General features: G+C 36.7%; 10 protein-coding genes, 4 tRNA genes and 3 rRNA genes. 15 read left to right on the top strand and 2 right to left on the bottom strand.

The window, feature by feature from the left end:
- Positions 1-923: 923 nt before the first annotated feature.
- From NLG42_RS14920 to NLG42_RS14960, 9 genes are all read left to right on the top strand, one after another.
- Positions 924-2,437: ribosomal RNA gene (locus NLG42_RS14920) — 16S ribosomal RNA — on the top strand.
- 126 nt (positions 2,438-2,563) lie between these two features.
- Positions 2,564-2,637, top strand: a tRNA-Ile gene (locus NLG42_RS14925).
- A 99-nt stretch (positions 2,638-2,736) separates the two neighbouring features.
- Positions 2,737-2,810 (top strand) — tRNA-Ala (locus NLG42_RS14930).
- A gap of 191 nt (positions 2,811-3,001) precedes the next feature.
- Positions 3,002-5,885, top strand: a 23S ribosomal RNA gene (locus NLG42_RS14935).
- A 150-nt stretch (positions 5,886-6,035) separates the two neighbouring features.
- Positions 6,036-6,145, top strand: a 5S ribosomal RNA gene (gene rrf, locus NLG42_RS14940).
- Together the 16S, 23S and 5S rRNA genes with 4 tRNA genes alongside form the textbook arrangement of a ribosomal RNA operon.
- A gap of 69 nt (positions 6,146-6,214) precedes the next feature.
- Positions 6,215-6,287: transfer RNA gene (locus NLG42_RS14945), tRNA-Phe, on the top strand.
- A gap of 6 nt (positions 6,288-6,293) precedes the next feature.
- Positions 6,294-6,379 (top strand) — tRNA-Leu (locus tag NLG42_RS14950).
- Between the two features lie 168 nt (positions 6,380-6,547).
- Positions 6,548-7,000 (top strand): DUF1569 domain-containing protein, encoded by a 453-nt coding sequence (locus NLG42_RS14955; protein WP_257681441.1) that lies wholly within the window; start codon positions 6,548-6,550, stop codon positions 6,998-7,000.
- Between the two features lie 14 nt (positions 7,001-7,014).
- Entirely contained in the window at positions 7,015-7,449 is a 435-nt protein-coding gene (locus NLG42_RS14960; protein ID WP_257681442.1) for a nuclear transport factor 2 family protein, read from the top strand.
- 6 nt (positions 7,450-7,455) lie between these two features.
- Here the strand turns inward: NLG42_RS14960 and NLG42_RS14965 are convergent, their stop codons facing one another.
- On the bottom strand, positions 7,456-8,100 hold the full coding sequence (locus NLG42_RS14965; RefSeq protein ID WP_257681443.1) for an endonuclease III domain-containing protein: 645 nt from the start codon (positions 8,098-8,100) through the stop codon (positions 7,456-7,458).
- Between the two features lie 48 nt (positions 8,101-8,148).
- On the bottom strand, positions 8,149-9,015 hold the full coding sequence (locus tag NLG42_RS14970; protein WP_257681444.1) for an alpha/beta fold hydrolase: 867 nt from the start codon (positions 9,013-9,015) through the stop codon (positions 8,149-8,151).
- A 121-nt stretch (positions 9,016-9,136) separates the two neighbouring features.
- Between NLG42_RS14970 and NLG42_RS14975 the strand changes: the two genes are divergently transcribed.
- From NLG42_RS14975 to NLG42_RS15000, 6 genes are all read left to right on the top strand, one after another.
- The gene (locus NLG42_RS14975) at positions 9,137-10,564 is read left to right on the top strand and encodes a glycogen synthase (RefSeq protein ID WP_257681445.1); all 1,428 of its coding nucleotides are present in this window, start codon (positions 9,137-9,139) and stop codon (positions 10,562-10,564) included.
- Positions 10,554-11,834 carry a glucose-1-phosphate adenylyltransferase gene (locus tag NLG42_RS14980; RefSeq protein WP_099719573.1) on the top strand — a complete coding sequence of 427 codons (1,281 nt, stop codon included), beginning with the start codon at positions 10,554-10,556 and terminating at the stop codon, positions 11,832-11,834. The genes NLG42_RS14975 and NLG42_RS14980 overlap by 11 nt, the downstream gene beginning before the upstream one ends.
- A gap of 53 nt (positions 11,835-11,887) precedes the next feature.
- Positions 11,888-13,792 (top strand): 1,4-alpha-glucan branching protein GlgB, encoded by a 1,905-nt coding sequence (gene glgB, locus NLG42_RS14985; RefSeq protein ID WP_257681446.1) that lies wholly within the window; start codon positions 11,888-11,890, stop codon positions 13,790-13,792.
- Between the two features lie 201 nt (positions 13,793-13,993).
- Complete coding sequence (locus NLG42_RS14990; RefSeq protein WP_089056669.1) at positions 13,994-16,393, top strand: glycoside hydrolase family 31 protein; 2,400 nt, start codon at positions 13,994-13,996, stop codon at positions 16,391-16,393.
- An 85-nt stretch (positions 16,394-16,478) separates the two neighbouring features.
- Entirely contained in the window at positions 16,479-17,288 is an 810-nt protein-coding gene (locus NLG42_RS14995; RefSeq protein WP_089056670.1) for a M48 family metallopeptidase, read from the top strand.
- A gap of 180 nt (positions 17,289-17,468) precedes the next feature.
- Positions 17,469-18,788, top strand: a complete 1,320-nt coding sequence (locus NLG42_RS15000) for an MFS transporter (RefSeq protein ID WP_099718112.1) — start codon at positions 17,469-17,471, stop codon at positions 18,786-18,788.
- Positions 18,789-18,821 lie beyond the last annotated feature (33 nt).

The following is an 18,821-nucleotide window of genomic DNA, read 5'->3' on the forward strand; positions in this document are numbered from 1 at the left end:
AGAACCTGTCGGGTTTGTTTTTTATACATATATATATATAAGAGTAAAATGCAGCTGTACTACAATAGGAGTAAAAAGGGAGAGCGGTCAAAAGATATCGAGGTTTTGTATTTTTTGGCAGCTTTTTCCCGCTATTCGTTTCAATCTTTTATTTTGAACCCCAAAATAAAAGGATTTCCACTTCTATCGGGGCTGGAGAATGAGTTATTAAAGGAGGAAAAGAAGAATTAAGTTCTTTTAAAGAGCAAATAAGCTTTAAAAAGAGATTGTAAATCTTAGATTCTTCACTACAGAATAAGAAAAACGCTGAAAACTCTGCAAAAGCAGGGGGCTTAAAAGTGTAAAAAATAAAGAAACGGCACTGTAATGGAGAAAACCCTTACAATAGATTAAGAAAAGCTGCTTTGTAAAGAATCCGTTATCAGTTAGTTAAGAAATAAAGTAAAAAAAGAATAAAAAAACTTTCAAAAAAGGCTTGTTTAAGTGGAATTGTTGTGTACTTTTGCACCCGCAACAGCGATAAACGTTCACCGAAATACTGACAAGCAAGGCAAATAAGCAGAGAAGAAATTTTCAAAAAAATATTGCGAAAAGCTTGTGAGAATGGAAAACGGATATTACATTTGCACCCCGCAAAATGCGGAAAGTTATTTGAAAGACTGGTAAGGAAAATGAGAAAATGAGACGAAAAAAAAGTTTCAAAATTTTTTAAATTTTTCTTGCAGGAAACAAAATAAATTTTTAGTTTTGCACCCGCTTTGAGAAACAAATTAAGGCGTAGAAAATAAAGAAATACACGTTCGTAGACATATTGAATTGACAGCCGTTTTGAAAGAGATTTCAAAACAAAAGAATAAGAGTAATAGAATCGTAAGATTCGAAAAGAACCGATAGATCATCATCGCAATATAATATTAAAATATACGATGAAGAGTTTGATCCTGGCTCAGGATGAACGCTAGCGGCAGGCTTAACACATGCAAGTCGAGGGGTATATGTCTTCGGATATAGAGACCGGCGCACGGGTGCGTAACGCGTATGCAATCTACCTTTTACAGAGGGATAGCCCAGAGAAATTTGGATTAATACCTCATAGTATAGCTCTACCGCATGGTAGTACTATTAAAGTCACAACGGTAAAAGATGAGCATGCGTCCCATTAGCTAGTTGGTAAGGTAACGGCTTACCAAGGCAACGATGGGTAGGGGTCCTGAGAGGGAGATCCCCCACACTGGTACTGAGACACGGACCAGACTCCTACGGGAGGCAGCAGTGAGGAATATTGGACAATGGGCGCAAGCCTGATCCAGCCATGCCGCGTGCAGGATGACGGTCCTATGGATTGTAAACTGCTTTTGTACGAGAAGAAACACTGCTTCGTGAAGCAGCTTGACGGTATCGTAAGAATAAGGATCGGCTAACTCCGTGCCAGCAGCCGCGGTAATACGGAGGATCCAAGCGTTATCCGGAATCATTGGGTTTAAAGGGTCCGTAGGCGGTTTAGTAAGTCAGTGGTGAAAGCCCATCGCTCAACGGTGGAACGGCCATTGATACTGCTGAACTTGAATTATTAGGAAGTAACTAGAATATGTAGTGTAGCGGTGAAATGCTTAGAGATTACATGGAATACCAATTGCGAAGGCAGGTTACTACTAATTGATTGACGCTGATGGACGAAAGCGTGGGGAGCGAACAGGATTAGATACCCTGGTAGTCCACGCCGTAAACGATGGATACTAGCTGTTGGGAGCAATCTCAGTGGCTAAGCGAAAGTGATAAGTATCCCACCTGGGGAGTACGTTCGCAAGAATGAAACTCAAAGGAATTGACGGGGGCCCGCACAAGCGGTGGAGCATGTGGTTTAATTCGATGATACGCGAGGAACCTTACCAAGGCTTAAATGTAGATTGACCGGTTTGGAAACAGATCTTTCGCAAGACAATTTACAAGGTGCTGCATGGTTGTCGTCAGCTCGTGCCGTGAGGTGTCAGGTTAAGTCCTATAACGAGCGCAACCCCTGTTGTTAGTTGCCAGCGAGTCATGTCGGGAACTCTAACAAGACTGCCAGTGCAAACTGTGAGGAAGGTGGGGATGACGTCAAATCATCACGGCCCTTACGCCTTGGGCTACACACGTGCTACAATGGCCGGTACAGAGAGCAGCCACTGGGCGACCAGGAGCGAATCTATAAAACCGGTCACAGTTCGGATCGGAGTCTGCAACTCGACTCCGTGAAGCTGGAATCGCTAGTAATCGGATATCAGCCATGATCCGGTGAATACGTTCCCGGGCCTTGTACACACCGCCCGTCAAGCCATGGAAGCTGGGGGTGCCTGAAGTCGGTGACCGCAAGGAGCTGCCTAGGGTAAAACTGGTAACTAGGGCTAAGTCGTAACAAGGTAGCCGTACCGGAAGGTGCGGCTGGAACACCTCCTTTCTAGAGCCTCAAATGTTAGTGCTTGCACACGTTGAGGAAACAAGATGATTATTTATAGGATTCTGAATTGGAGATTGTATTACTCTTGCTGTTAATTTAAAAAAAAATGAAAATTAAGTAAAACAGAGTCTCGTAGCTCAGCTGGTTAGAGTACTACACTGATAATGTAGGGGTCGGCAGTTCGAGTCTGCCCGGGACTACTCTTTTAACTTAATTACAAGGAAATTTTAGAAGTTGAAAGATTAAGAATCAAAAAGTTCATAATTTTTAATTCACGATTTTTGATTTTTAATTAAAATGGGGGATTAGCTCAGCTGGCTAGAGCGCCTGCCTTGCACGCAGGAGGTCAACGGTTCGACTCCGTTATTCTCCACAATTCAACGTTTAATCGTTGATTTGTTTAAGCGGTTAACCGAATTTACGGTTTAACGATTAAACGAAATAAAGTTCATTGACATATTGAGATAAGAAAATAATAAAAAGTAGAAAGCGTTTTTTGTTATAGTAGTAATACGAATAATAAAAGACAAAAAAAAACGGTCATAATTAATTTTATGATTGGTACAATAAGCAAAATAAGGGCGTATGGGGGATGCCTAGGCTCTCAGAGGCGATGAAAGGCGTGATAAGCTGCGAAAAGCTGCGGGGACGGGCACACACCGATTGATCCGCAGATACCTGAATGGGGCAACCCACTATGTTGAAGACATAGTACACCGATAGGTGGGCAAACCCGCTGAACTGAAACATCTAAGTAGGCGGAGGAGAAGAAAACAAAAGTGATTCCGTAAGTAGTGGCGAGCGAACGCGGATTAGCCCAAACCAATGTTGTTACGGCAATGTTGGGGTTGTAGGACCACGACATTTTATGCATGCAGAACCAGAACTGACTGGAAAGTCGGGCCATAGAGAGTGATAGCCTCGTATGGGTAATAAATGTAATAGATAGTGGTATCCTGAGTAGGGCGGGGCACGTGAAACCCTGTCTGAATTTGGCGGGACCATCCGCTAAGGCTAAATACTCCTGAGAGACCGATAGTGAACCAGTACCGTGAGGGAAAGGTGAAAAGAACCGTGAATAACGGAGTGAAATAGATCCTGAAACCATACGCTTACAAGCGGTCGGAGCCCTTTCGTGGGGTGACGGCGTGCCTTTTGCATAATGAGCCTACGAGTTAACGTTGCTGGCAAGGTTAAGTGATTAAGTCACGGATCCGTAGCGAAAGCGAGTCTGAATAGGGCGCTTTAGTCAGTAGTGTTAGACGCGAAACCGTGTGATCTACCCATGGGCAGGTTGAAGCTGTGGTAACACACAGTGGAGGACCGAACCGGTTGACGTTGAAAAGTCTTCGGATGACCTGTGGGTAGGGGTGAAAGGCCAATCAAACTCGGAAATAGCTCGTACTCCCCGAAATGCATTTAGGTGCAGCGTTAGTTATAAAGTTATATAGAGGTAGAGCTACTGATTGGATGCGGGGGCTTCACCGCCTACCAATTCCTGACAAACTCCGAATGCTATATAATGTTCACTAACAGTGAGGGCTTGGGTGCTAAGGTCCAAGTCCGAGAGGGAAAGAACCCAGACCATCAGCTAAGGTCCCCAAATATATGCTAAGTTGAAAGAACGAGGTTTGTCTGCCCAGACAGCTAGGATGTTGGCTTGGAAGCAGCCATTCATTTAAAGAGTGCGTAACAGCTCACTAGTCGAGCGGACGAGCATGGATAATAATCGGGCATAAGCATATTACCGAAGCTATGGATTTAGAGTTTACTCTAAGTGGTAGGGGAGCATTCTAACAGGGTTGAAGGTGTATCGTAAGGTATGCTGGACTGGTTAGAAAAGAAAATGTAGGCATAAGTAACGATAATGCGGGCGAGAAACCCGCACACCGAAAAACTAAGGTTTCCACAGCTATGCTAATCAGCTGTGGGTTAGTCTGGTCCTAAGGCGAACCCGAAAGGGACAGTCGATGGCTAACGGGTTAATATTCCCGTACTACTAATTACTGTGATGGGGTGACGGAGTGATGAAAGCGCCGCGAACTGACGGAATAGTTCGTTGAAGTACCTAGCTATATTCTCTATAGGCAAATCCGTAGAGAATGGTGAAATACGATAGTACTCGGAGTCTTCGGACAAAGAGATAGTGCGCCTAAGGGCTTCCAAGAAAAACCTCTAAACTTCAGGTAATTAGTACCAGTACCGTAAACCGACACAGGTAGTTGAGGAGAGAATCCTAAGGTGCTCGAGAGATTCATGGCTAAGGAATTAGGCAAAATAGACCTGTAACTTCGGGAGAAAGGTCGCCAGCAGCAATGCTGGCCGCAGTGAAGAGGTCCAGGCGACTGTTTATCAAAAACACAGGGCTCTGCAAAATCGTAAGATGAAGTATAGGGCCTGACACCTGCCCGGTGCTGGAAGGTTAAGAGGAGATGTTATCTTCGGAGAAGCATTGAATTGAAGCCCCAGTAAACGGCGGCCGTAACTATAACGGTCCTAAGGTAGCGAAATTCCTTGTCGGGTAAGTTCCGACCTGCACGAATGGTGTAACGATCTGGACACTGTCTCAGCCATGAGCTCGGTGAAATTGTAGTAACGGTGAAGATGCCGTTTACCCGCAGTGGGACGAAAAGACCCTGTGCACCTTTACTATAGCTTAGTATTGACCTTGGATAAATGATGTGTAGGATAGGTTGGAGACTATGAAGCGGCGTCGCCAGGCGTTGTGGAGTCATTGTTGAAATACAACCCTTTGTTTATCTGAGGCCTAACCCCGCGTTGTGGGGGACATTGCTTGGTGGGTAGTTTGACTGGGGTGGTCGCCTCCAAAAGAGTAACGGAGGCTTCTAAAGGTTCCCTCAGTACGCTTGGTAACCGTGCGTAGAGTGCAATGGCATAAGGGAGCTTGACTGAGAGACATACAGGTCGATCAGGTACGAAAGTAGAGCATAGTGATCCGGTGGTTCCGCATGGAAGGGCCATCGCTCAAAGGATAAAAGGTACGCCGGGGATAACAGGCTGATCTCCCCCAAGAGCTCATATCGACGGGGGGGTTTGGCACCTCGATGTCGGCTCGTCACATCCTGGGGCTGGAGAAGGTCCCAAGGGTTGGGCTGTTCGCCCATTAAAGTGGCACGCGAGCTGGGTTCAGAACGTCGTGAGACAGTTCGGTCTCTATCTACTGTGGGCGCAAGAAATTTGAGTGGATCTGATTCTAGTACGAGAGGACCGAATTGGACTAACCTCTAGTGTATCTGTTGTCCCGCCAGGGGCACCGCAGAGTAGCTACGTTGGGAAGGGATAAGCGCTGAAAGCATATAAGCGCGAAACCCACCACAAGATGAGATTTCTTTTAAGGATCGTGGAAGATGACCACGTTGATAGGCTATAGATGTAAAGGCAGTAATGTCATAGTCGAGTAGTACTAATAATCCGTAAGCTTATGTACACCCTTTTCCCCGCTTCGGCGGGGAAGAAACTTTCTAAAATAGTAAATAAAAGTACTTTTCTTTATCTCAGTATGTTAAGATATTATTTAATTGATAATTAATAATTTATAATTAACAATTAAAAGTTGCCCAAAGCAATTATAACTTCTTAAGGTGGTTATTGCGGCGGGGCTCACCTCTTCCCATCCCGAACAGAGTAGTTAAGCCCGCCTGCGCAGATGGTACTGCAGTTATGTGGGAGAGTATGTCGTCGCCTTTCTTTTGAAAACCCTATTTCCTCGAAATGGGGTTTTTTATTCAAATTTTGCTTAATTTTTTAAGCAAAAAAGGTACCTTAGCTCAGATGGTAGAGCAATGGACTGAAAATCCATGTGTCCCTGGTTCGATCCCTGGAGGTACCACATAATGCTCGGATGGTGAAATTGGTAGACACGCTGGACTTAAAATCCAGTGAACAGCAATGTTCGTGCGGGTTCAAGTCCCGCTCTGAGTACTAAAACTTCAATTAGCTTTTGCTAGTTGGAGTTTTTTTTTTGATATAAAACGCCGGTTTTATTTACTACTATTAGTATAATTTAAATTATGATTGATTAAATAGGTACTTTGTACATAATTTTTATATTTTTACTTTACATATTTAACTATATACTGTTTTTTAATCATGCAAAATGTTTTTTCAAAAGAAGATTGTGATCAGTTTATTAATAGAATCAATCAGCTTAAGCCTGATTCAAAAGGGCTTTGGGGTAAAATGTCTGTCGATCAAATGCTTGCGCATTGCAATGTGTCATACGAAATGGTTTATGAAGATGTTCATCCAAAACCAAACGGTTTTATTAAGCTTATTTTAAAATTTTTGGTAAAAAACAAAGTGGTTGATGATAAACCATATCCTAAAAATAACCAAACGGCGCCGCAATTTATAATTAAAGGAAATCGTGATTTTGAAGCTGAAAAGGAAAGACTGATATCTTATTTGGTTAGAACTCAGTCTTTAGGAATAAATGAATTTGAAGGTAAAGAATCGCACTCTTTTGGAAAATTGACTTCGAAAGAATGGAATAATATGTTTGCAAAACATTTAGAGCATCATCTTTCGCAATTTGGAGTTTAAATAGAATAAAATTTATGAGAAGTTTTATTGTTATAATTGCTTTATTCCTTGGGGGAGTATCTAATGCTCAAAAGCAAGAAGTTCAAAAATGTATTGATGTATTTTTTGAAGGATTTCATCAAAAAGATACTTTTAAGTTGAAATCAGTTTGTGGAGATAAAGTTATTTTGCAATCAATAAGCGAAAGTAAGAGCAAAGGCAATAAATTGACAAATGAAAGTGCAAAAGACTTTTATAAATCTATTGCTTCAATTCCAGAGGCTACTAAATTTCAGGAAAAAATATTGAGTTATAATATTCAAATTGATGGAGCAATGGCACATGTCTGGGCGCCTTATGAATTTTATATAAATGATAAATTAAGTCATTCCGGCGTAAACACTTTCACATTATTTAAAGAAAAAGATAATTGGAAGATTGTTTATTTAATTGATACGAGAAGAAAGTAGTTTTTTTTAGATTACTTCTTGCAAATAGTAGTGACATACATCAGCTATAAGGCATTCTTCACATTTAGGTTTTGGTCTGCAGGTTTCTCTCCCAAGAAAAGAAATCGCCATGCCAATTTCAGACCAAATATTTTTTGGTAGTATTTGCATGAGATCCTTTTCTACTTTATTTCCGTCTTTACTTTCTTTAATAATTCCAATTCTTGGAGCCACTCGAATTACATGTAAATCAGCAATAATGCCCTCAGCTGGCTTATTAGTTTCTCTTAAAATTACATTTGCAGATTTTCTTCCAATTCCTTTTAAGGCTGTTAAGCCACTCATAGTTAATGGAATATTATTGTCTTCTTGAATAGTTTTTGCAATTTCTAAAAGCCAGTTTGCTTTTGTCTGGAAGTTTCGAACTTTACTGATATAAGGAATGAATGTTTCTAAATCTGTTTTTGAAAGACTATTTAATGAAGGAAATTTATCAAATAGAGCAGGTGCTATTTTATTAATATTAGCATCAGAATCTTGTGCTGATAAAACAACCATAACCAATAATTGGTAAGCGTCCTTATATTCTAAAGGATGTTTCTTCCCTTTATATTTCTCTAAAATGGGTTCTAATTTAGTTTTCCAATTTGATGTTTCTCCAAATAAATCCATTTTTTTCTTTTTTTGAATTAAGCAGGTAAAACGTTTATTCTTATAAAATTAAGAGTTTTTGATGAATTCTAAAGTCTTTTTAATTACATCTTGATTTCCTAGAATTTTTCTATGCCCTAAACCATCTGTTAAGAATAATTCTCCATTTTCAAGATTTTGATGAATATGAATTCCAGCTTTTACAGGTACTTCAGGATCATCATTATCGTGTATAACCAAAACGGGTATTTTTACTTTTTTAGCTGCTCTGTAAGCTGAAAAATTATCCATTTTCACTTGATATTTATTCTCAAAAAACTCGCGAAGACGTTCGCTTATAACTTGTTTTAAACCTAATTTAGCAACAAAATCATCTAGAATATCCTGAACAATATCTCCGCTTCCAATTACAATTGCTTTTTTAACCTTCAAGCCGTCTTTAATTGCATTTAATACCGACATTCCGCCTAAAGAATGACCAATTGCATATTCAAATGGACCATATTGTTTTTCTATTTCTAGTATAGAAGCGATAAATTCAGACATTATCGTCGTATTTCCTTTTGATTTTCCATGTGCAGGAGCATCAAAACTTACTACGGAGTAACCATTATCTAAAAGCTCGTCGGCTATTTTAAACAATTGGGTGCCGCGTCCTGACCATCCATGAACTAATAAAATTTTGCGTTCACTTTTGCCGTACTCATACGTAACAACACTTTTGTTTATTTCTGGAACATAGATTAAGTTTTGGATGCTTTTTTTATCCATCTCAAATTCTCGTTTTGGAACCTTATGTTTTATGGGAGTTGTAAATAATTTTGCGGCATATGATGTTACTAGTTTAGATGAAATTAAAGCACAAATTTTACACGATACAATAATAAACTGTGGAATTTTTAATGATTTAGTAGGATTGTTTGTCTTTTTTGACATATCAATAAATTTTACTTGTGGGCTTAATTCTGTTTATTTTTTGCTAAATTTAAAAAACATAAAAGTAGCTATTTATATAGGACTGCTGAAAAATAATTCACAATTTGTTATAATTTTTAACATGGAAATATTTCATATTAGTGCCGAATGTTATCCAATGGCAAAAGTTGGCGGTCTAGCTGATGTTGTTGGTGCATTGCCAAAATACCAAACTAATGCAGGTCATCAGGTACGAGTAATTGTTCCTTGTTATGATACTAAGTTTAGAAAAGAGAATGACTTTGAATGTGTTCATTGGGGCACAGTTAAACTTGGGAATTTTAATTTCCCATTTAGTATTCTGAAAGAAACAACTAACAAATTGGGGTATGAGTTATACCTTGTAGAAATAAATGAATTATTTGATCGCCCTAATGTTTATGGTTATGAAGATGATATAGAACGTTTTTTAGCTTTTCAGATAGCAGTTTTAGATTGGATAATTTGTCGAAATACAGTTCCAGATGTTATAAATTGTCACGATCATCATACTGGATTAATTCCGTTTTTAGTTCAATTTGCGTACAAGTATGATAGTTTGAAGAATGTTAAAACGGTAATTACAATTCATAATGGTTTGTATCAAGGCTGGTTTGGATTTGATAAGCTGCATTATTTACCAGAATTTGCTTTAAAGCATGTTGGATTTTTAGAATGGAATAATTCTATTAATTCATTGGCAGTTGGTGTAAAATGTGCAAATGCTGTAACGACAGTGTCTCCAAGTTATTTAAATGAAATTAATCATGCCGCTAATGGTTTGGAATCTTTGTTCAAGTCAGTCCGCAGTAAATCGAGGGGAATTTTAAATGGAATTGATATAGAAGTTTGGGATCCTTTAAAAGATCAAATGATTACCGCAAATTATTCTATAGAAACTTTTGAAGCGGGAAAACAAAAGAATAAGGAAAAACTTTGCGAACAGTTTGATTTAGATCCTGAAAAACCGCTATTTAGTTTTATCGGCCGTTTGTTTGAGGAAAAAGGAGGTGATTTATTACCCCAAGCTTCAGCTTTAGCATTATCTGAAAATTTTGAAAATATTAATATTCTGATTTTAGGATCTGGAAATGCAGTTATAGAAGAGCAGTTGGTGCAATTAAGAAACGATTATAATGGTAATTACAATGTTTTTATAGGTTATAATGAAGAATTAGCGCATTTGATTTACGCAGGTTCAGATTATATTTTAATGCCTTCTAGAGTTGAGCCTTGCGGATTAAATCAAATGTATGCGATGCGTTATGGAACAATTCCGATAGTTAGGAGAACTGGAGGCTTACGAGATACGGTTGCTGATTTTGGAGATGAAGGAAACGGAATTTGCCATGATCAGGCTTCAGTTGGAGATATCTGTTATTCTATAAATCGGGCTGTAAAGCTGTACAATAATAAATTAAATTTCAATAAAGTTTTAGAAAGAGGAATGGCTGCTGACCATTCCTGGGAACGAGTTTGCCAAGAATACATCGAGATATACAACCTAATAATTGAGAAAAATGAAATTTAAAAAGAAAAATGTAGTTGCTATTATTTTAGGAGGAGGACAAGGATCACGTTTATTTCCATTAACCGAAACGAGATCAAAACCTGCAGTGCCAATTGGCGGAAAATATAGATTAGTCGATATTCCAATTTCAAATTGTATTAATTCGGATATTTTTAAAATATTTGTTCTAACACAGTTTAATTCAGCATCTTTAAATGCGCATATCAAGAATACCTTCAATTTTAGTATTTTCAGCCAGTCGTTTGTAGATATTTTAGCGGCTGAACAAACTCCAGATAACCCAACGTGGTTTCAAGGAACTGCAGATGCTGTTAGACAATGTATGTCTCATTTTTTAAAACACGATTTTGATCACGCGTTAATTCTTTCTGGTGATCAATTGTATCAGATGGATTTTAATGAAATGCTGGAGGCTCATATTGCAGCCGATGCGGCTATTTCGATTGCAACTCTTCCTGTAAATGCTAAAGATGCTCCGGAGTTTGGAATTTTAAAAACGAATCATGAAAGTTGTATTGAAGCTTTTATCGAAAAACCAGATCCATCATTATTACCAGATTGGGAATCTGAAGTAAGCGAACAAATGCAGGAAAAAGGTAAAAAGTATCTTGCCTCAATGGGAATTTATATTTTTAATAAGCCATTGTTAGAAGAATTAATGGCGAATCCAGAAACAAAGGATTTTGGAAAAGAAATTATTCCGCAAGCCGTTGGAAAGCATAAAATTCTAAGTTATCAATATGAGGGTTATTGGACTGATATAGGAAATATCGAATCCTTTTTTGAAGCAAATATTGGTTTGACTGCGGATATTCCTGAGTTTAATTTATTCGATAATGAGAATAAAATTTTTACGAGACCTAGATTATTGCCACCGTCGAAATTTAGAAATTCAATTGTCGATCAATCCTTAATTTCTGAAGGCTGTATTATTAATGCAAAAGAAATTAAGAGTTCTGTAATTGGTATTCGTTCTAGAATTGGAGTAGGAACGGTACTTGAAAATTGTTATGTTATGGGGAATGATTTCTATCAGGATCTTGACGAACTAAATCATGAGAGTACAATTAATAAAATTCATGTTGGTATTGGTGAAAACTGTTTTATAAAGAATGCTTTAGTCGATAAAAATGTTAGAATTGGAAACAATGTTCATATTAGCGGCGGAAAACATCTAGACAATTTCACCAATGAATTGTACAGCATAAAAGACGGAATTGTTGTAATTAAAAAAGGCGCAGTTCTTTCTGATAATTTCAGAATAGAATAAATTATAAATAAGTTTCCAATAAAAATAAATTCCAATTGCCTTAAAAAACAAATATGACAAAAGTAATTACATATTCTCTATTTACTGATTTTGATATTGATTTATTCAAAGCTGGAAAGCATTTCAAATTGTATGAAAAGTTGGGAGCTCATTTAATTGAAGTTAATGGAGTAAAAGGAGTTTACTTTGCCGTTTGGGCTCCAACTGCGCAGACAGTTTCGGTGGTAGGCGATTTCAATTATTGGACTCAAGGAGAACATGTTTTAAATGTGCGTTGGGATTCCTCCGGTATTTGGGAAGGTTTCATTCCAGAAATTACAAAAGGAGCTCTTTATAAATATAAAATTCAGTCAAATATTGACGGAATTGTAACTGAAAAAGCAGATCCATTTGCTCTGTATTGTGAGAAACCTCCGCATACAGCATCAGTAGTATGGGATTTGGAATACAAATGGAAAGACGAAAACTGGATGCAGAATCGTAAGCAGAATAATGCGTTAGATAAACCTTATTCTGTTTACGAAGTGCATTTAGGTTCATGGAAACGTGCCGAGAATAACCGTTTTTTAACTTATTTGGAGCTTGCTGATGATTTAGTTAAATATGTTAAAGAAACTGGTTTTACTCATGTTGAGTTCATGCCAATAATGGAGTATCCTTATGATCCTTCGTGGGGATATCAGTTAACTGGATATTTTGCGCCAACATCGCGTTTTGGTAAACCGCAGGATTTTATGGTTTTAGTTGATAAACTGCATCAAGAAGGAATTGGAGTAATTTTAGATTGGGTTCCATCACATTTTCCAGATGACGCTCACGGTTTAGGCTTTTTTGATGGATCACACTTATACGAACATCCAGATCGCCGAAAAGGATATCATCCCGATTGGAAAAGTTTGGTTTTTAATTATGGGCGAAATGAAGTTCGAGCCTTTTTGATTAGTAATGCTGTTTTTTGGCTTCAAAATTATCATGCCGATGGTTTAAGGGTTGATGCCGTTGCTTCGATGTTATATCTTGATTATTCAAGAGAAGATGGAGAGTGGGAACCTAATATTTTTGGCGGAAGAGAGAATCTAGATACCATTAGTTTTCTAAAAGAGTTCAACGAAGTAATTTATGCTAATTTTGATGGAGTACAAACTATTGCCGAAGAAAGTACTTCGTTTCCAATGGTTTCTAGACCAACTTTTACAGGTGGTTTAGGTTTTGGAATGAAATGGATGATGGGTTGGATGCACGACACTTTAGAGTATTTTCAAAAAGAAACAGTTTACAGAAAATACCATCAAAATGATTTAACTTTTTCGATGACGTATGCTTTCACCGAAAATTTTATGCTTCCGTTTTCGCACGATGAAGTAGTTTACGGAAAAAAATCTCTTATCTATAAAATGCCCGGCGATGAATGGCAGCGATTTGCCAATTTGAGATTATTGTACGGATATATGTTCACGCATCCTGGAGCAAAATTATTGTTTATGGGAGCAGAATTTGGTCAAACGAGCGAGTGGAATTTTGAGAATAGTTTAGATTGGCATCTGCTTCAATATGATTTTCATTCTGGAATAAAAAAACTAATTACAGATTTAAATCTGCTGTATAAATCATATCCTGCTTTATACGAAAAGCAATTTACAGGCGAAGGCTTTGAGTGGATTAATTACTCAGATCATCAAAATGCCGTTTTGTCCTATATTCGAAAAGGAAACAAACCTGACGAAAATGTTATTGTGGTTCTTAATTTTACACAGATTGTACGTGAGAATTATAGAATAGGAGTGCCAAAGAAAGGAAAATTACAGGAAATTTTTAACAGCGATGCAGCAGTCTATGGAGGAAGCGATGTTGGAAATTCTAAAGTAGTAAAAGCAGATGCAATACCATATGACGGAAGAGAATTTTCTGTTGAATTAATTCTGCCGCCTTTAAGTATTACTGTTTTTTCTTTTGCATAAAAATAAGGCAATTAAAATTTTACAGTTATTTTATTAGTATTTCGTTCTTAAATTATCAAATTGATGATTTTTTGAGAGGAATTCTAATACCCATTCAGAAAAAACGTTTTCGTGAATAAACCTTTTATTCATAGGGCTTTATAAACTTTTTTTGTAAGTTTGAAAGAGCGTTAACGTTATATAATTAATTCATTTGGAGATATGATTACAAACACGGCATTAGAATACAAAGGCGATTTATATCCATCAAAAATCGTCTCTTTTCAACACGAAGGCGATTCCATTTTTTTTAATACAGATAATAAAGTAATCTTAAAAGTCACTATCCTTAGAGATAGTTTAATTCGATTTCGCTTTACAACAAAAGGGTATTTCAGCAACGACTTTTCGTATGCAATTGATAAATCCCAACTTCATGGTTATAATTTTCTTGAACTAACAGAAGAAGAAACTTATTTTCAAATTAGAACCAGTAAAGTAAAATGTAAAATTCAAAAATCAGATCTTCGTTTATCGATTTACGATTTGAATGATTTTCTAATTCTTGAGGATGAGCTTGGTTTTCATTGGGAAGAAAGCTACGAATATGGTGGAAATATCGTAAAAATGAGTAAATCATCTAAAGATGGTGAATGTTTTTACGGACTTGGAGACAAAGCAACTCAAATGAATTTAAAAGGCAAAAGAGTAGAGAATTTTGCAACTGACCAATATGCTTATCAAAAAGAACAAGACCCGCTTTATAAAGTAGTTCCTTTTTATATAGGTTTACATAACAAACAATCCTATGGTATTTTCTTCGACAATACATTTAGAACTTTCTTTGATTTTTGTCAGGAAAGGCGAAATGTAACTAGTTTTTGGGCAGAAGGAGGTGAAATGAATTATTATTTCATTTACGGGCCGCAAATGCAGGATGTGGTGACCAATTATACAGATTTAACTGGTAAACCAGAACTTCCGCCGCTTTGGGTTTTAGGATATCATCAATGTAAATGGAGTTATTATCCTGAAAGTAAAGTAAAAGAAATCACTTCAAAATTTAGAGAACTTAAAATTCCGTGTGATGCCATTTATTTGGATATTGATTATATGGAAGGATTTCGATGTTTTACATGGAATAAAAATTATTTTCCAGATCCCAAAAGAATGGTTGCCGAACTAGCCGAAGATGGTTTTAAAACGGTAGTTATTATAGATCCGGGAATTAAAATTGATCAAGATTATTGGGTTTATAAAGAAGCTTTGGAGAAAGATTATTTCTGTAAAAGAGCCGACGGACCTTATATGAAAGGAAAAGTATGGCCAGGCGAATGTAATTTTCCAGATTATACAAACCCAGCAGTTAGAGAATGGTGGGCAGGATTATTTAAGGAATTAGTGGCTGAAATTGGAGTAAAAGGAGTTTGGAATGATATGAATGAACCAGCTGTTATGGAAGTTCCAAATAAAACATTTCCAATGGATGTTCGCCATGTTTACGACGGAAACCCTTGCAGCCATAGAAAAGCACATAATATTTACGGAACTCAAATGGCAAGAGCGACCTATCATGGTGTAAAGCGTTTTGCCTATCCTAAACGTCCCTTTGTTATTACAAGGTCAGCTTATTCAGGAGCACAGCGTTATACATCATCTTGGACAGGAGATAACGTAGCAACTTGGGAACATTTATGGATTGCTAATATTCAGGTACAAAGAATGTCAATTTCAGGAATGGGATTTACAGGTTCTGATATTGGTGGTTTTGCCGAGCAGCCAACAGGCGAATTGTATGCACGCTGGATTCAGTTAGGCGTATTTCATCCGTTTTGCAGAACACATTCCTCAGGAGATCATGGTAATCAAGAACCTTGGGCTTTTGATGAAGAAGTGATTAACATTACTAGAAAATTTGTAAGCTTACGGTATCAATTACTTCCGTATTTATATACCATGTTTTGGCAGTATATCGAAGAAGGAATTCCAATGTTGAAACCATTAGTTTATTTCGATCAAGATGATACACAAACGCATTATCGCAACGACGAATTTATCTTTGGAAATCAAATATTAGTCTGCCCAATTCTTGAGCCAAACGCAGTAGGAAGACGTATGTATATTCCAAGAGGAGAATGGTATAATTACTGGACAAATGAATTTTCAGTTGGAGGACGTGAAGTGTGGATTGATACTAAATTTGATGAAATTCCAGTTTTTGTAAAAGCAGGTGCAGTAATTCCAAAATATCCAGTGCAGCAATATGTTGGAGAATTAGAGTTTGATGAATTAACACTTGATGTATACTATAAAAATGGAAAAGAAAAATCAGTAGTTTATGAAGATGCGCAAGATGGTTACGATTATAAAAAAGGGCGTTACAGCTTTCTATCTTTTAGAACCGTAGGAAAAGAAAAAGAATTGATTATTCAGCTTCATAAAGAAGGTAAATATGATACGCCTTACAGCAAATACAAAATAAACTTGATTGGATTACCATTTAAAGTGAGTGAGATTGAAATTGACAATGAAAAAATACAATTTGATAAAATTGCTTTTGAATCCAATCAGTTTTTAATTGTTGAAAAAGGTTTTAATGAACTTCACATAACTGGAGAATAAGTTAATTCTGATAAATTAGTCAATAATTATATAAAAGCGAAATTAATAATTATTGTATTTTTGTATGTTGAAAAATATCAGAATCATGAAAAAGCAATTATTACTAGGGTTATGTGCGGCTCTTTTTGTTGGATGTGCAACCAATCCAGTGACAGGAAAGAAGAATTTAAATTTTGTTTCAAATAGTGAATTATTTCCCTCTTCTTTTCAGCAATACAGTCAGTTTATTTCTGAAAATAAAGTAATAACAGGAACAGCCGATGCAAAATTAGTAGAGAAAGTTGGTATTAAAATAAAAGCTGCGGCCGAAAAATACTTAACCTATTTGGGACAATCTCAATATCTAAAAGACTACCGATGGGAATATAAATTGGTAGATAATAAAGAGGTAAATGCTTGGTGTATGCCAGGAGGAAAAATCGTAGTTTATTCAGGAATTTTGCCAGTTACACAGAATGAATCTGGTTTAGCAACTGTTATGGGACACGAAGTTTCACACGCTTTGGCTAATCATGGAGCACAAAGAATGAGTGCAGCACAATTGCAGCAAATTGGCGGAGCAGCTTTAGATGCGGCTACAAGCGGTAAATCGCAATCGACAAGAGATATTTTTGCACAAGCATATGGAGTAGGTTCACAAGTAGGAGTAATGCTTCCGTTTAGCAGAAGCAATGAAAGTGAAGCAGATAAAATTGGACTTACTTTAATGGCAATTGCAGGTTACAATCCAGATGATGCCATTGCATTTTGGAGTAGAATGTCGGCAAAATCAGGTGCGTCTGGAACACCAGAATTTATGAGTACGCACCCTTCTGATGCCACTAGAATTGCCAACTTAAAAGCATTAATTCCAGAAGCAAAAGCTACGGCATTGAAAGTTGGAGTTATTAAATAAAAACAAAACACTACAAAGATAATTTGAAAGCTGTCCAGATTTTTGGACGGCTTTTTTATTTCTATAGATGACATTACACAATAGCCTTGTTTATAATTTATTAATACATGATTTATTGAAATTCTATTTGATTATCATAAAAAAGAGATAAATTCGTAGCCTGTTAACAAAACCATTTCTATGAAAGAATTAAAAAAAGGCGATAAAAAATTGTTAAACGCCTGGGCATTTTATGATTGGGCAAATTCTGTTTATACGCTTACAATAGCATCCGCAGTATTTCCCATTTTTTATGAAGCATTATTTTCAAAAAGAGATCATTACATTGATGTTTTTGGGCTTCATCTAAAGAATTCAGCACTAATTAGTTTTATTACCGCAGCAGCATTTTTAGTTGTTTCTTTTATTTCACCTCTATTATCAGGTATTGCAGATTATGTAGGAAATAAAAAATCCTTTATGAAGTTTTTCTGTTATTTAGGAGCATTATCCTGCATGGGATTATATTGGTTTGAATTAACAGATATTTATATCGGATTGGCATTTTACTTCTTTGGATTATTAGGATATTGGGGAAGTTTAGTTTTTTACAATTCATATTTACCAGATATTGCTTTTGAAGAACAACAAGATAGAATTAGTGCAAAAGGATATTCTTTAGGTTACATAGGAAGCGTTATTTTATTGATTATCAATTTAGCGATGATTATGAAGCCGGAATGGTTTAATATTTCTGGTCCAGAACCAGCAATGAAAGCTATGCGTTATTCTTTTATCATGGTAGGAGTTTGGTGGATATTATTTAGTCAGTATACGTATTATTATTTACCAAAAGGGAGAAAAGAAAAAGGCGAAAAACTAACAAAATCTGTCGTTTTTAATGGCTTCAAAGAATTGAAAAAGGTTTGGGGTTTACTGAATGAAAATGTTCCTTTACGACGTTATTTAGGTGGTTTTTTTGTTTCAAGTATGGCTGTACAAACCGTAATGCTGGTTGCAACTTATTTTGGAGCACAGGAAATTCAATGGTCGTCAAAAGAAGAAAGCACTATTGGTTTAATAATTTGCATTTTGATAATTCAGCTGGTAGCTGTTGTGGGTGCGGTTTTAACTTCGAGAGCTTCCGAAAAATTTGGAAATATTCCAACCCTGATTTTTATTAATGCCATTTGGGCAGCTTTTTGCGCCTTGGCTTATTTTATAATATTGCCAATGCATTTTTATGTTATGGCAACAGTTGCCGGTTTTGTCATGGGCGGAATTCAGGCGTTGTCACGTTCGACGTATTCAAAGCTCTTACCAGAAACAGAAGATACAGCTTCGTTTTTTAGTTTTTATGATGTTGCTGAAAAAATAGGAATTGTAATAGGAATGTGTGTTTACGGAATTATCGATCAAATAACAGGAAGTCCTCGTGCAGCAATTGTTATTTTAGCAGTTTTCTTTGTAACATCGATTTTCTTATTAAGAAGAGTGCATAAAAAAGACGTTTTAAATTAATAAAACGCCTTATAAAAATTAAAATGTCACGAA

Source organism: Flavobacterium plurextorum (assembly GCF_024638035.1).
In the GTDB taxonomy this organism is placed as follows: domain Bacteria; phylum Bacteroidota; class Bacteroidia; order Flavobacteriales; family Flavobacteriaceae; genus Flavobacterium; species Flavobacterium plurextorum.

Excerpts from the sequence above, each read along its gene's own strand:
- NLG42_RS14955 (WP_257681441.1), top strand. The coding sequence starts at position 6,548 with ATGCAAAATGTTTTTTCAAAAGAAGATTGTGATCAGTTTATTAATAGA.
- NLG42_RS14960 (WP_257681442.1), top strand. The coding sequence starts at position 7,015 with ATGAGAAGTTTTATTGTTATAATTGCTTTATTCCTTGGGGGAGTATCT.
- NLG42_RS14965 (WP_257681443.1), bottom strand. The coding sequence starts at position 8,100 with ATGGATTTATTTGGAGAAACATCAAATTGGAAAACTAAATTAGAACCC.
- NLG42_RS14970 (WP_257681444.1), bottom strand. The coding sequence starts at position 9,015 with ATGTCAAAAAAGACAAACAATCCTACTAAATCATTAAAAATTCCACAG.
- NLG42_RS14975 (WP_257681445.1), top strand. The coding sequence starts at position 9,137 with ATGGAAATATTTCATATTAGTGCCGAATGTTATCCAATGGCAAAAGTT.
- NLG42_RS14980 (WP_099719573.1), top strand. The coding sequence starts at position 10,554 with ATGAAATTTAAAAAGAAAAATGTAGTTGCTATTATTTTAGGAGGAGGA.
- glgB (WP_257681446.1), top strand. The coding sequence starts at position 11,888 with ATGACAAAAGTAATTACATATTCTCTATTTACTGATTTTGATATTGAT.
- NLG42_RS14990 (WP_089056669.1), top strand. The coding sequence starts at position 13,994 with ATGATTACAAACACGGCATTAGAATACAAAGGCGATTTATATCCATCA.
- NLG42_RS14995 (WP_089056670.1), top strand. The coding sequence starts at position 16,479 with ATGAAAAAGCAATTATTACTAGGGTTATGTGCGGCTCTTTTTGTTGGA.
- NLG42_RS15000 (WP_099718112.1), top strand. The coding sequence starts at position 17,469 with ATGAAAGAATTAAAAAAAGGCGATAAAAAATTGTTAAACGCCTGGGCA.